This is a genomic window from Buttiauxella brennerae ATCC 51605 (genome assembly GCF_001654925.1).
Lineage (GTDB): Bacteria > Pseudomonadota > Gammaproteobacteria > Enterobacterales > Enterobacteriaceae > Buttiauxella > Buttiauxella brennerae.
The window spans coordinates 363,148-376,446 of sequence record NZ_LXER01000011.1; the positions used below are offsets into that span (position 1 = coordinate 363,148).

Annotated in this window: 13 protein-coding genes; 6 read left to right on the top strand and 7 right to left on the bottom strand. The window is 48.5% G+C overall.

Features of this window, described 5'->3' with window-relative positions:
• Positions 1-138: 138 nt before the first annotated feature.
• Positions 139-900, bottom strand: a complete 762-nt coding sequence (gene tam / locus M975_RS06965; protein WP_064558164.1) for a trans-aconitate 2-methyltransferase — start codon at positions 898-900, stop codon at positions 139-141.
• Positions 901-1,018: 118 nt separating this feature from the next.
• On the opposite strand from tam, the gene M975_RS06970 reads away from it, so the two are divergent.
• The gene (locus M975_RS06970; protein WP_064558167.1) at positions 1,019-2,038 is read left to right on the top strand and encodes a DUF2157 domain-containing protein; all 1,020 of its coding nucleotides are present in this window, start codon (positions 1,019-1,021) and stop codon (positions 2,036-2,038) included.
• Between the two features lie 50 nt (positions 2,039-2,088).
• Here M975_RS06970 and M975_RS06975 read toward each other — a convergent pair whose 3' ends face one another.
• Entirely contained in the window at positions 2,089-2,496 is a 408-nt protein-coding gene (locus tag M975_RS06975; protein WP_064558170.1) for a GFA family protein, read from the bottom strand.
• A 137-nt stretch (positions 2,497-2,633) separates the two neighbouring features.
• Here M975_RS06975 and M975_RS06980 point away from each other — a divergent pair, with 137 nt between their 5' ends.
• The gene (locus tag M975_RS06980) at positions 2,634-2,927 is read left to right on the top strand and encodes a hypothetical protein (protein ID WP_064558173.1); all 294 of its coding nucleotides are present in this window, start codon (positions 2,634-2,636) and stop codon (positions 2,925-2,927) included.
• A 68-nt stretch (positions 2,928-2,995) separates the two neighbouring features.
• On the opposite strand, the gene M975_RS06985 is transcribed toward M975_RS06980, so the two are convergent.
• On the bottom strand, positions 2,996-3,358 hold the full coding sequence (locus M975_RS06985; RefSeq protein ID WP_064558176.1) for an RcnB family protein: 363 nt from the start codon (positions 3,356-3,358) through the stop codon (positions 2,996-2,998).
• A gap of 53 nt (positions 3,359-3,411) precedes the next feature.
• On the bottom strand, positions 3,412-4,446 hold the full coding sequence (ftrA, locus tag M975_RS06990) for a transcriptional regulator FtrA (RefSeq protein ID WP_209438124.1): 1,035 nt from the start codon (positions 4,444-4,446) through the stop codon (positions 3,412-3,414).
• Positions 4,447-4,513: 67 nt separating this feature from the next.
• On the opposite strand from ftrA, the gene M975_RS06995 reads away from it, so the two are divergent.
• Together M975_RS06995 and M975_RS07000 are read left to right on the top strand one after the other, a co-directional pair.
• Positions 4,514-4,903, top strand: a complete 390-nt coding sequence (locus M975_RS06995; RefSeq protein WP_064558182.1) for a rhodanese-like domain-containing protein — start codon at positions 4,514-4,516, stop codon at positions 4,901-4,903.
• Positions 4,904-4,981: 78 nt separating this feature from the next.
• Positions 4,982-5,485, top strand: a complete 504-nt coding sequence (locus M975_RS07000; RefSeq protein WP_064558185.1) for a DUF1993 domain-containing protein — start codon at positions 4,982-4,984, stop codon at positions 5,483-5,485.
• Between the two features lie 150 nt (positions 5,486-5,635).
• Here M975_RS07000 and M975_RS07005 read toward each other — a convergent pair whose 3' ends face one another.
• Entirely contained in the window at positions 5,636-6,553 is a 918-nt protein-coding gene (locus M975_RS07005; protein WP_064558187.1) for a bestrophin family protein, read from the bottom strand.
• Between the two features lie 240 nt (positions 6,554-6,793).
• Between M975_RS07005 and M975_RS07010 the strand changes: the two genes are divergently transcribed.
• On the top strand, positions 6,794-7,906 hold the full coding sequence (locus tag M975_RS07010; protein WP_064558190.1) for a cobalamin-independent methionine synthase II family protein: 1,113 nt from the start codon (positions 6,794-6,796) through the stop codon (positions 7,904-7,906).
• Positions 7,907-7,985: 79 nt separating this feature from the next.
• On the opposite strand, the gene M975_RS07015 is transcribed toward M975_RS07010, so the two are convergent.
• On the bottom strand, positions 7,986-9,146 hold the full coding sequence (locus tag M975_RS07015) for an IS30 family transposase (protein ID WP_064558193.1): 1,161 nt from the start codon (positions 9,144-9,146) through the stop codon (positions 7,986-7,988).
• A gap of 225 nt (positions 9,147-9,371) precedes the next feature.
• Here M975_RS07015 and M975_RS07020 point away from each other — a divergent pair, with 225 nt between their 5' ends.
• Complete coding sequence (locus M975_RS07020) at positions 9,372-11,387, top strand: AAA family ATPase (protein ID WP_064558196.1); 2,016 nt, start codon at positions 9,372-9,374, stop codon at positions 11,385-11,387.
• 304 nt (positions 11,388-11,691) lie between these two features.
• On the opposite strand, the gene M975_RS07025 is transcribed toward M975_RS07020, so the two are convergent.
• Positions 11,692-13,230: a methyl-accepting chemotaxis protein gene (locus M975_RS07025; RefSeq protein WP_064558199.1), complete on the bottom strand. Its 1,539-nt coding sequence runs from the start codon at positions 13,228-13,230 to the stop codon at positions 11,692-11,694.
• Positions 13,231-13,299 lie beyond the last annotated feature (69 nt).

The window sequence follows — 13,299 nt, forward strand, 5'->3', positions numbered from 1 at the left end:
GGTCAATCGTGCTATAGGTGGCGTGGATTTTATTTTTTAATACATATGGTTAGGCAATATATTGCCGGGTGATTTTGCACATCCGGCAGGAGGGCGCCGCACCTTTGCAGGATGTGCAAACGCTGCGCCAGTTGGGGACTACGCTTTAGTTTTTCGCGCCACAATAAACAGGCGTGGGAACAGCATCAGCACATTGCCATCGTGTCGCGGCGGATAGGCTTGTTGCAACAAATGGTGGTAACGCTCCAGAAATGCTTGTTGCTGAATGCTATCGAGCCCCGCGAGATAAGGCCGTAAGCCGGTTGAGCTTAACCATTCAATAATGGCTTTCGCTGACGGCATGACGTGGAAATAGGTGGTGCGCCAGATATCCACGCTGCAACCTGCCTGCGCGAGTAAGTCGTAATAATGCTGTGCGGGCAGTAACGCTTCACGGCCGGAATCGGCATTTCCTAATTCAGCCGCCACCTGGCGCATCAGCGTGTGTGTTGGCTCTTGCCAGTTATCCGGCATTTGTACCGCTAACACGCCATTTTCGGCCAGCTGCGCTGCAAGGTGCGGGAACAGAGCCGGGTGATCACTCAACCACTGCAACGACGCATTTGCGTAGATCACATCCTGTTTGACTGCGGGCTGCCACTGCGCGACGTCCGCCTGCTCAAACTGGCAATTCGGTAGCGCAGCACGCGCTTTTTCGAGCATCGCCGGGGAATTATCGACGCCCGTAACGGTCGCCCTTGCAAAAGCCTGGCGTAATAACGCCGTGCTGTTTCCGGGGCCACATCCCAAATCTGAAATATGCTGTGCACCAGGGTGTTGGATACGGGCGGCTAACTCAGCTGCCGGGCGCGTGCGTTCAGCTTCAAACTGCAAATAAAGTGCGGGGTTCCAGTCCTGCATCGATTTCTCCTCAGGCTTAATGTTATCAGGCGTAGTGATGAATTAAGAATTTGTGCATGGTTTAGAATATGACAAATGAATGTAACGTAGTGGCTGACATCAGGTAAGGAAAACCGTTATGAAAGTGACACGCAAACAGGAAAAAATCGTCCAACGCACACTTGAAGGCTGGCGACAGGAAGGGGTGATTGATGCGGCAGAACAGCAGCGGTTGCAACAAAACCTCTCGGTTCAGCTGTTTGACTGGCAGAGGATGAGCCGCTATGCCTTCTGGGTCGCGCTGGCCTGCGCCATTATCGCGATTGGCAGTCTGGTGGCCGATGAATACTTGATGGAGTTACTGTTTAATTTTGGCTACGTCACGCGCGCAATTATTCTTCTGCTGATCTCGTTAGCTTTTTATTTCTGGGGGTTTTATCGCCAGAAACAGACGCCTGATAAACGCTACAGCAATGAAGCTATTCTGTTCCTGGGCGTCTTATTCACCGCGCTATTTTTATGGCAGCTCGGCATGGCGCTGGATAATGGCAGTGGAAATGCAGCACCGCTATTGTTGTTCGGCTGTGTGATTTATGGCGTTATTGGTTATCTGGGCCGCTCGGGTCTTATCTGGATATTTTGCCTGCTGGCGTTGGGGAGCTACTTCGGCACATCGACAGGTTATGCCTCCGGTTGGGGCGCTTACTGGCTCGGTATGAATTACCCCATTCGCTTTGTTTTATTTGGCGGAGTGTTACTCGCCGCGTGTTACTTACTTAAAAAACCTTTGCAGCAACGTAACGTATTTGCGGTCAGCAAAGCGATGGGGCTTCTGTATCTGTTTATTGCTTTGTGGATTTTGTCGATCTTTGGTAATTACGATTTTGATATCTGGCAAAGCGTGCGCCAGATTGAACTGCTGCACTGGTCGCTACTTTTTGCTCTGGCGGCAGGGGCGTGTATCTGGATAAGCCTGAAAACAGACGATGGTATGCTGCGCGGCTTCGGACTGACGTTCCTCGGAATTAACCTCTACACCCGTTATTTTGAGATGTTCTGGGACGGCACCAATAAAGTGATTTTCTTCCTGCTGCTGGCCATCTCGCTGGCGCTGGTTGGGCGCTACGCCGAGAAAATTTGGCGGTTAGGGGAAAAGTGATTTTCGCAGGGCGGGTAAGTACGGCCTTACCCGCCAACAAATCTTATCGCTTATTCAGGCGTATAAGTCAGATGCCCGGCCACGCCACCGCCGCCATCTTTCGGGTGGTTTACACCATCCATCACCGTGACGTTCGGGAAGTCGAAAGGTGAGACACCTTCAATGCAGGCGACATTCACGCCATATTGCTCAGGGTTAGACCGGCGCTGGTGGAAGGTATAAATTCCGCATACCGAACAGAAAAAATGCACCGCCGAGCCGGTGTTAAAACGGTATTCGGTCAGCTTATCTTTGCCTTTCGTTACCTCAATTCCGGAGAGCGGGGCAGAAACGGCAACCGCACCGCGCATACGGCAAAACGAACAATTACAGCGGCGAATGGTATTGAAACCGTCGGTGAGTTCGACAGTAAAAGCCACGGCGCCACAGTGGCACTGGGCAGGCAATTTTTGGTTCATAACAGCCTCATTGCAGGTTTACGTTCTCATCATCTTAGTGTGAAACGCCCACTTGTCATTACCATGAGGCTGTCTTTTCGCGCCATCTTTTGCGAGGATAGCGCGAAATTTCAGAGTTTACGGAAAAGGGTAACAAAATGGCTAAGCATCCTACGGGCAAGTACCTGCGTGCGCCGATCGTCTTCAACGACAAAGATCTGTTGGTTTATGTTGTGCGTGGTTCAAAAATTGAAGACATGCCAGCAGACGAAGATGAAGATTATCCAGGTGATATGCAGATGCTGATGCCGCAGCTGTCCAAAGATTTCGATACTGAATTAAACGAAACGCTGGAAGAGTGCGGGTCGGGTGATGTGATTGTCTTTATGTGCACCACGGATATGATTTTTGAGTACGGTTACTCGAAGATTAAAGCCATGCGCAGCGCGTAATTAGCGCCTGTTTGAAAAGCAAACCCCGGCGTTAAAACCGGGGTTTGTTCTGTCTATTCGCCAGACTATTAGTGCCCGTAAAAAATCTCGCCTTTCATGGCACGCAAAATCTTCCCTTCTGCGTCGGTAATCAACACGTAGTTCCCGCCCATATATGTCCAGTGGCTTCCTGCTTCTGGAGCTGGCAGGTGTCTGATTTGCCAGGCGTCTATCTGGTAAGGCTTCGTGCGGTACAAATCTGGCACGATGTCGCCAATTTTAAATGGCTTGTAATCGGCATGAAATTCTTGAATTTCAAACGAAGAGGTTGGCTGTGCAGCGGCTGGAGCCGGTGCGGCAACAGGCGCATCTGCTGCCTGCGCAGTCATCGCCATTGGTAAAGAACCGGCCATCAGGGCCGCAGAAAAAACAATTACTTTCAATTTACGCATATCTTCTCCAGATACTTTCATCTGCTGACTTTTAAATAATGCCGTTATCTCTATCACGTTGTTTCGTGTGAGGTAATCAATTTTTCGTTACCTGACGTAAATGTCTTGCGGTAGGCGGCGGGGGTAGTGGATAGCCTGGTGCGAAAATGATGGCGCAAAGTGGCTGCACTACCAAAGCCAACACGCTCGGCAATTTCATCAACGGACAACGTGCTGCCTTCCAGTAAATCACGGCAGCGCGTCAGGCGCATGTTCAGCAGCCAGCGTGCCGGAGTCGTACCCGTTGCCGCAGAAAATCGCCGTAAGAAAGTGCGTGGGCTCATACCCGTAAACGCAGCGAGCGACGCTACCGAGTGTTCGCAGGCCAGATGGGTTTGCAAATAATCGAACAGTGGGCTGAGGCGTTTGCTTTCATAAGCAACCGGAACGGGTTGTTCGATAAACTGCGCCTGGCCTCCCACGCGATGGGGCGGTACAACCAGCCTGCGGGCCACGCTATTTGCCGCCGCCTGGCCATAATCACGCCGGACTAAGTGCAAACTCAAATCGATCCCCGCGGCACTCCCCGCAGAAGTCAGTACCGAACCGTTATCGATATAAAGGACATCCGGCATGACCTGAATTTCAGGGTAACGTTGTTGCAGTATTTCGGTATAACGCCAGTGGGTAGAAGCCTGCAAACCGTTCAACAATCCGCTGGCTGCCAGCACAAAGACACCGGAACAAATCGACATTATCCGCGCGCCACGTGAATGCGCGGTGCGTAATGCTTCGCAAAGCTTGGGCGGAACGGCTTCATCAGCGCCACGCCAGCCAGGCACAATTATGGTGCCGGCTCGTGCCAGCAGATCAAGCCCGCCATCAACCGCCAGACGGATCCCACCGGTTGCGCGCAGATGACCGGGCTCAATACCCGCTACCGCAAATCGATACCAGTTATCGCCCATTTCCGTGCGTGGCAGACCAAACACTTCCACAGCCACGCCAAATTCGAAGGTACACAGGCCGTCATACGCCAGCACCACAACAAGAGGGTTTTGCAAAGGTGTATCCCGAACGATTGTCATGATCTTCACGTTATCTGTCATTTCTGCCAAACGTCAAGTCACGCTTAGCACTCTATAGTAATAACTCACCAACATGAGGAGCACTTCGATGAGTTATGTCACTGATTATCCGGCCGCCGCCCCAGAAATCGCCGCCGCTCATTTTCTCCAGCGCCTGTGTCTTGAGACAGACTGCGATGACGTTCATAGCGCGATAAAAGACGAAGATATGGATTTTGTCCTGCTGCATGTTGTCGGCTCCCCGGAGGCATTTGCCCGCCGCCATATTCCAGGCGCGTTGCATTTACGGCATCGCGAAATGTCGGCGGAGCGCATGGCGCAATGGCCAGCGGACACATTGTTTGTGGTGTACTGCGCCGGGCCGCATTGCAACGGTGCGGATCGTGCCGCACTTAAGCTGTCGCGCCTGGGCCGCCCGGTAAAAATTATGATTGGTGGTATTACCGGTTGGGCAGACGAAGGGTTTAGCTTTGCCTGAGCCGTAAATTCGCTATCCGCAAGGCGTTAAGTGAGTGTAATCTTGCCCACACTTTTGTGATTAATATGGGAAGTAACAATGTCGATTTATAGCGAAACCAATGCGCAGTTCATCCTCGGTTTAAACAATTTGTCTGCGATCCTGGATAAAGCCGCGGCCTGGGCGAAAGAGAACGGTAAAACAGAAGAGAGCCTGCTGACTGCATCACTGGCGGAAGATATGTATCCGCTGGTGCGCCAGGTGCAAATCACCACCGATATGGCGAAACGTGCCATTGCTCGCCTGGCAGGTGTTGATGCACCGGTCATGGAAGATAACGAAACGACGATTGCTCAGCTTCAGGCGCGTATCAACGCCACGGCTGAGTTCATGAAAGGCATTACCGATGCGCAACTGGACGGCGACGATGAGCGCCCAATCGTGGTGATGGCTCGCGAGCACGAACTGCGTTTCACCGCCCGCAACTACGTCTACAAATTTGCGACGCCGAACTTCTATTTCCATTTCACCACCGCCTACGACATCTTGCGTCAGGCGGGTGTGCCATTGGGTAAGCGTGATTTTGTCGGCCCAATCTTCTAAGCCGCTTTACCCGTCATACTTCAAGCTGCAGGGGTGTTGGCTGCACTCGCAAACCCCAGTCACTTACTCAAGTAAGCTCCTGGGGATTTGTTCCCTTGCCGCCTACCTGCAACTTGAATTATTTAGGGTATGCATGAATAAATAGTGCGCCTAGCTCAGCCGATAATGGCGGTTCGGGCGCAATTTCTCAGGCAACTCTTCACTCCCATCCATATCGTGTAAATCGCGCTCAATAATAGTGCAGATGGCATCCAGCGGCAGGTCATTGTCTTCAGTGCCAAACGGCTCTTCCAGCTCTTCTGCCAGCGTATCGAGCGAAATAAACGTATACGAGACAAATACCGATAAGAACGGCGTCATGTAATGCAGGTCAGTCACCAGGGCAAACGGCAGCATGATGCAAAACAGGTAAACTGTGCGGTGCAAAATCAGCGTGTAGGCGAATGGTAATGGCGTGCTGGCAATGCGCTCACAGCCTCCGGCAACGGCCGACAGATCGTTAAGATGGTGATTCAGACTGCTCCACACCACGTCAGAAATCAGGCCCTGTTTGCGCTTATCGGCTAACCAATCGCCCATCAGCAACAAGATGCGGTTGCACGGCGCGTGGCTTTTGACCACCCACTGTAAATCATCATGTGACAGGTATTTCTTGAGCGTTTCTTCTACCGGGCGTTTACGCAGCGTCAGCCGCAAGGCATGGCAAAACGCGACCTGCAAATTCATGAACGTTTCAATCTGGTCTTTATTGTCGCCCAGCAGACTTTTTGTCTCGCGTAAAAACGAACGCTGAGTAATCGCCAGTTGCCCCCACAACGTGCGAGCCTCGTTAAAGCGGGCATAACAGACGCTATTTCTGAACCCCAAAAAAATCGCAATCGCCACGCCAAGAATACTAAAGGGCGCAATGGTGAGTTTCAGGCCGAGCGTTTCATACCAGGGAAGAAAGAAGATAACGCTTATCGAGAGTGCAACATTCAACAGCAGGCGTGAGTAGATTTTTTGTAAAACTGAACCGTGCCAGACGAATAAGCGGATAAACCAGTGTTGCTGCGGGCGAACAATCATAATGAGGAGGCTCAAAAACAGGACGTCACATTTAACGGCAAACTGTGACGCAGATCAACTTACAATTCACATCGCTTTAACAACATGAATTATTTTCAACAACCATGAAAGATCTTCGTTTGTTCTCATGTGCGGCATCTGCCATTCTCAATTACACAATATAGCCGTCCAGATGGCTAAATATTCAAATAATGAATTATCACCTTGCTAAATTAGTTAGTCGGGCAGCGGAGAAAACACATGCCACAATCCACATCACATCGCGCTCCATTCCGTGCCGACATCGTCGGGAGTTTTTTACGTCCAGCCACCATCAAAAACGCGCGCCTTGCGTTTGCCGCCGGGGAGATTGACGCCAGCCAGTTACGCAAAGTTGAAGACGACGCCATTCGCGCTTCGGTCGAGCAGCAATGCGCCTGTGGCCTGCATGTGGTTACCGATGGCGAGTTTCGCCGCGCCTGGTGGCACTTTGACTTTTTTGACGGGCTGCAAGGCGTTGAGCGTTATGAGTCAGAGCAGGGCATTCAGTTCAACGGCGTGCAGACCAAAGCGCACAGCGTGCGTGTGGTGGGCAAACTGGGGTTTGGTTCGCACCCGATGCTGGAAGATTTCCGCTACCTGAAAAGCATCAGTGGCGATGCCGTGCCGAAAATGACGATCCCAAGCCCGAGCGTGCTGCATTTCCGTGGTGGCCGTAACGCAATCGACAGCACGGTTTACCCTGATTTAAACGATTATTTCGACGACCTCGCCACCACCTGGCGTGATGCGATTCAGGCGTTTTATGCCGCCGGTTGCCGCTATCTGCAACTTGATGACACCGTGTGGGCGTATTTATGCTCCGACGCGCAGCGTAATGAGATCCGTGAGCGTGGTGATGACCCGGACCAGCTGGCACAGATTTATGCGCAGGTACTGAATAAAGCGCTGGCAGGGAAACCGGACGATTTGGTTATCGGCCTGCATGTTTGCCGCGGTAATTTCCGCTCAACGTGGATTTCTGAAGGCGGTTACGAGCCGGTCGCCGAAGTGCTGTTCGGCACGGTTAACGTCGATGCATTCTTCCTCGAATACGACAACGACCGCTCGGGTGATTTTGCGCCGCTGCGCTTTGTGCGCCCGGGTCATCAACAGGTCGTTCTGGGGTTAATCACCACGAAGAATGGCGAACTGGAAAACCCACAGCAGATTCAGGACAGAATTAACGAAGCGGCAAAATATGTCGATATCAACCAAATTTGCCTGAGCCCGCAGTGTGGTTTTGCGTCAACAGAAGAGGGCAACAGCCTGACGCCAGAGCAGCAGTGGGACAAAGTCCGCCTGGTGACGGAACTTGCCGAAAAGGTTTGGTAAAACGGTGGTTGTGTCGGATGTCGCTGGCGCGGCATTCGACACCATTACTACATCTTACAGTCAGCTATGAGCTGTGAGTTCAACTAATGGATGCAACACACTGGTTAAATCGCTCTGCGGGTGACTCAAAGTCTAGTGTTTTTCTCGGCCTCTCGTTAAGTTGCCTGGCAACACTATTTAATCTTTGCTGGCTGTGAACTGAAAGGTCTGTCCCTTTTGGAAAATACTCTCTGAGCAATCTGTTCGTATTTTCATTTGAACCACGCTGCCAGGGGGATTGAGGATCACAAAAATAGACCTGCATATCAGTGGCTACGGTAAACATGATGTGGTTGGTCATTTCAGCACCCCGGTCCCAGGTTAATGTTTTATACAGTTCTGCAGGTAAACTTTGGGCTTGTCTGATAAGTGCTGATATTACTGTGGAGGTTTTGTTATCACTGATTTTTGCCAGCATAACAAAGCGGGAATGGCGTTCTACCAGTGTGACGATATAAGAGTTTTTCGAGCCCTGGATCAGGTCACCTTCCCAGTGACCCGGTATGGCTCTGTCTGCGGCTTCAGGTGGCCTTTCGCTGATGGGTATCGCGCCCGGAATTGACCCTAATCCTTTCCCTTTAAGCGATGTTGTTCTGGATTTACGCACTGTTCTTCCGCTTCTGAGGCACTGTTGTAGTTCTTTTTTTAATGCTCCCCGGGTTTGTATAAAAAGCGTTTTATAAATCGTTTCATGTGACACATGCATTTCCTGATTATCGGGATAACAGCGTTTCAACCAACCGGCGATTTGTTCTGGTGCCCAGCCCTGATGCATTTTTTCCGCAATGATTTTACACAATGCGGGGCATTCAATTAGCTTACAAGGTTTAGGCCTGAGGGTACTGTTCCACGCTTCCTTATCAGCTTTTGCTGCACGGTATTGATTTGCGCCTCCATGCCTCTGTATCTCGCGGCTAATAGTCGAGGGGGCTCTTGATAATTTATCAGCTATTTCCCTGATACTGTGTTTGGCTACCAGCCCTCTGGATATCTCCTCTCTTTCATCAAGCGAAAGAGATAACCGGTGCCGTTTTCGAATTGGAGGACGGTACCCACCCGTTTGGTAAATCGTGGGCATAATAGAAGAGTGATATCTGTCGAACATTCTGGCGATTTCATGCAAAGAATCACCTTGCTTATACCTGTCCCAGATAATCGCTTTCTGTTCTGGCGTGTAGTAAATACGGGATCTTTGTTTCATGGTAACGCCCTCCTTGTTTAAGGATAGCGTTGCATCGACCAATTGAACTCACAACGAAAAGAAGACGTTCAGCATCTTACCATGTAACATTAAGTGGACCGACGTGGCCTCACAGGCACTACATGGATAAATTAACGTAATCTACTTATCCATCATCAGAAAAGACAATTGCCATTCAATTTTTGGATATCAAATTGTTTTTATTATTATGAAGGAAATAAAGCTATGAAGCTTGTAAGCGTAAATGTAGGACCCTTTCGCTCTATTAATGAACCTCAAGAAGTTTCAATCGATTCGGATGTTACTGTAATTGTCGGTATGAATGAAGCTGGTAAAACAGTTTTCTTAAAAGCGTTACATAAGTCAAATGATGCTCTAGGTAAGGAAGTATTTAATGTCACCGATGATTATCCCAGAAAAGATCTCACTGCCTACAAGCGTCGTCATGCAGACGATCCCGATAGTGCCGTCACACTAACTTACGCACCAACTGACGAAGAAATTAACAAAGTTAATGCTGCCTTAAATACGGAGATAGCAGCAGGATTTACATTCAAATTAATAAGGAATTATGATAACAAAACGATAGTTAATATAGACGTTAGTGATAAGCTCGCATTAAAAAAACTTGCCAATAATTCGAACTTGAGTGATGCAGCAAAGGAAATCCTTAATACTTCAAATGGAATTAGGACTGCGTTAAAAAAATTACTTGATATAGCAACGGATAACGATTCAGATAAATCCATAATTGATTCTTTGAAGAATAGAGTAGCTGCTGCAGATACAGCTTCAGGCTGGGACCAAATATGTTCATACGATGCGTATAGTCTTTTTAAGACCTACATACCTAAATTTTTATATTTCAGCGACTACGATATATTACCGGGCAAGCTCAACCTTGCTGATTTAAAACAGCGAGTGGCTGCTGCTGCTGCAGATCCTGTTAATGCACACAAGCAAATTGAGCCCAAGCATAAGGCTGTTATTGCGTTGCTTCGCATGGCAGGAGTTGATCTTGAAGATTTTGATAATAATACTTCCTATGAAGAGTTGAAATCTCAAATTGAAGCGGTTTCAATAAGTTTAACCGATCAAGTTCTCGAATTTTGGAAACAAAATGAAGACTTGGAAGTTGAAATAGATATTCGTCCAGATTCTTCTGATGCATCTCCTTTCAACAATGGGCCGAATATTTATCTACGTATTAAAAACAGGCGTCATCGTGGAGTATCCACTCCATTTGATCAAAGAAGCCGAGGCTTTATTTGGTTTTTCAGCTTTTTAGTATGGTTTGACAGCGTTCAACATCAAATTGATCCAAACGGGCGGAACTCCCAAAAACAACTAATTCTGTTACTAGATGAGCCAGCTCTGGCATTACACGCGCTGGCTCAAACAGACTTTCTTAACTATATTGATAATCTTTCAAAAGATCACCAAGTTGTATATACCACACATTCACCGTTTATGGTGCACTCAAATAGACTTCACCAAGTTAGAGTAGTAGAAGATAAAATAAAAAAAGGTACGACTATTTCAGACAATTTATCTGGCTCTGACCCACGCACGATCTTCCCTTTACAAGCAGCTTTGGGATGGAACTTGGCCCAGAACCTATTTGTCACAAAATATAACTTACTCGTCGAAGGGATATCAGAACTTTCAATACTACAAGTTATGTCAAAAATAGTTGAGTCCAAGGGGCATTCAGGTCTCATTAGTAATGCCACCATCGTCCCGGTAGGCGGATTAAGTAACGTCGCCACGTTCGTCTCGCTTTTAGGCGCGAACGGTCTTAATATTACTATATTGCATGATTACAACGGGAAACCCGATCAAAAACTAGAATCGCTGATCCAGCAGAAACTATTGAAAAAGAAGTCGGTGTTCAATTTCTCTCAGTTCCGTGACCTAAATATGATAGGGAAGGACAGTATTCCTACAGATGTAGAAGATCTGCTAGACCCCGAATTTTATTTAAATATTTTTTGTGATGTTTATAAAAAAGAGTTGAGCGGTTCAAAAATTGAATATAAAGATCTTCCCGCAGGAGACCGCATTGTTCAACGTATTGAAAAATATCTGGCAGTTAATAGCATCAAAATCAGACCATCTGGCGGATATAACCACTATGCGGTAGCTGCAGCCTTTGCAACACATGATCATGATAATATTTCAGAAAATACCATAAAAATATTTACTGAAGTTTTTAGAGAGGTAAACAACTCATTAAAATAAACTAAAACAGCCGGAATTATTATTCCGGCTGTTTTATTAAAGTCGCAGGCCCACATCTTTAAAGCAACCCTTGCACTTCCTAATTAATTCATATTGAAATTGTATGTTTTACGTATAAAAATTATATACCAGATTAAATACATGATATTTTTAGATGTGTGTAGAATATTATCATTAATAAAATGTTCAAATACTCAAGATTATTATTAAAATGACAACGTCCGCCCCTCGCACGGAGCGGACTGTCAGATAAGGTTAAGCTCGATGGTATGACAATGTCAGGTAAGGTCTGAGCTAATACACATCACGCCAGCTTAAATACTGCTACCGTTTCATTTAACGCCTGCGACTGCTCCTTCAACGACATCGCCGCTGCCGACGCTTGTTCCACCAGCGCGGCGTTCTGCTGCGTCACCACATCCATTTGCACTACGGCCTGGTTGATTTGTTCGATGCCACGGCTTTGCTCGCCGGTCGACACTGCAATCTCTTCCATAAGCCCCGTCACTTGTTTAATCGAAGCCGAAATGCGCTGCATGCTTTCGCCGGCACGGTTCACCAGATTGCTGCCGATATTCACCTGCTCACCAGAAAGCTCGATAAGCTCTTTGATCTCTTTTGCCGCGACCGACGAACGTTGCGCCAGGTTACGCACTTCTGTTGCTACCACCGCAAACCCACGGCCTTGCTCACCGGCTCGTGCCGCTTCCACGGCCGCGTTCAGTGCCAGGATATTGGTCTGGAAAGCGATGTCTTCAATGATGCTGATGATATTGTCGATTTTGCTGGAGCTGGACTCAATATTGCGCATTGAATCAATAACTTCACTAACAATTTCATTGCCGTCATTTGCTGCAATTAACATGCCGCTCGCGAGCTTATTCGCCTGGTTTGAATGATCGGACGTCAGTTTCACTGTGACAGTCAGCTGTTCCATACTGGCCGCAGTTTCACCCAGCGAAGACGCCTGTTCTTCGGTTCGGGCAGAAAGATCGGTATTCCCGGCCGCAATCTCTTCGGAGGCGTAAGCCACCGTCTGGCTCGACTCGCGCACCTGGCCAATAATACTCGCCAGCGAAACACGCATCTGTTCCAGTTCACGCATCATCGCGCCAATTTCGTCATTCGCTTTGGCGACAATCGGCGTATGCAGCATGCCATTCGCGATTTCAGTGCAGTGCAATTTGGCTTTATCCAGCTCGGTCAGCACGCGTTTTTTCAGCAATAAGTAAACCGCGCCGAGGATAACGGCGAAGATCAGCGCAAAAATGGCGATGCTCAGCAAGCTCTGTTTGAATCCAGACTGCGCGTTTTCATTGAGTTGCTGCGCGTACTGCTGGCGAAAAGAGAGCAGCTTATCCAGTGCCACTTCAAATTGCTTATCCAGTACTGGCAGGGTGGATGTCACCAGCCCACGGGCACGTGCAACATCGTTAGCTTTGACAGCATCCAACAGCGGTTGCAAACCTTGCTCACGGTAAGCCACAAATGCACTTTGATACGCATCGGTTAATACCTGTTCGCCAGGCTGTTTTGGCGCGTCAAGATAGGCCTGGAATGCCGCGTTGGCTTTATCCAGCACTGCTTGCGCACCGTTCAGCGCCAGTTGCCCTTGTTCTGGGGAGCCTTGTTCATGTTCTTCCAGCGCTTCCATGGCACGAACGCGCATGGTGCGGCTGTGATTGATAGGGTCGATAACGGATAACACCACGTGAATTTCGCGGTTTACGTCATCAAGAGATTGATTGCTACGAGTTAATGACCAAATGTTGGATGCAGTGCTAACAAGAAAAATAATCAGTAATGTACTGAAAACTAAAATCGAAAAACGCCTGACGGACATGCGATACCCTTTTGTTTATAAAATGACCTGACTCGTTTCAGCCAGCACATCAGGTTATCGGCAACCCGT

What these genes read in the sequence shown, in the direction of transcription:
- tam (WP_064558164.1), bottom strand. Translation starts at nt 900, where the DNA reads ATGCAGGACTGGAACCCCGCACTTTATTTGCAGTTTGAAGCTGAACGC.
- M975_RS07025 (WP_064558199.1), bottom strand. Translation starts at nt 13,230, where the DNA reads ATGTCCGTCAGGCGTTTTTCGATTTTAGTTTTCAGTACATTACTGATT.
- M975_RS07000 (WP_064558185.1), top strand. Translation starts at nt 4,982, where the DNA reads ATGTCGATTTATAGCGAAACCAATGCGCAGTTCATCCTCGGTTTAAAC.
- M975_RS07020 (WP_064558196.1), top strand. Translation starts at nt 9,372, where the DNA reads ATGAAGCTTGTAAGCGTAAATGTAGGACCCTTTCGCTCTATTAATGAA.
- M975_RS07005 (WP_064558187.1), bottom strand. Translation starts at nt 6,553, where the DNA reads ATGATTGTTCGCCCGCAGCAACACTGGTTTATCCGCTTATTCGTCTGG.
- M975_RS07015 (WP_064558193.1), bottom strand. Translation starts at nt 9,146, where the DNA reads ATGAAACAAAGATCCCGTATTTACTACACGCCAGAACAGAAAGCGATT.
- M975_RS06995 (WP_064558182.1), top strand. Translation starts at nt 4,514, where the DNA reads ATGAGTTATGTCACTGATTATCCGGCCGCCGCCCCAGAAATCGCCGCC.
- M975_RS06985 (WP_064558176.1), bottom strand. Translation starts at nt 3,358, where the DNA reads ATGCGTAAATTGAAAGTAATTGTTTTTTCTGCGGCCCTGATGGCCGGT.
- M975_RS06980 (WP_064558173.1), top strand. Translation starts at nt 2,634, where the DNA reads ATGGCTAAGCATCCTACGGGCAAGTACCTGCGTGCGCCGATCGTCTTC.
- ftrA (WP_209438124.1), bottom strand. Translation starts at nt 4,446, where the DNA reads ATGACAGATAACGTGAAGATCATGACAATCGTTCGGGATACACCTTTG.
- M975_RS07010 (WP_064558190.1), top strand. Translation starts at nt 6,794, where the DNA reads ATGCCACAATCCACATCACATCGCGCTCCATTCCGTGCCGACATCGTC.
- M975_RS06970 (WP_064558167.1), top strand. Translation starts at nt 1,019, where the DNA reads ATGAAAGTGACACGCAAACAGGAAAAAATCGTCCAACGCACACTTGAA.
- M975_RS06975 (WP_064558170.1), bottom strand. Translation starts at nt 2,496, where the DNA reads ATGAACCAAAAATTGCCTGCCCAGTGCCACTGTGGCGCCGTGGCTTTT.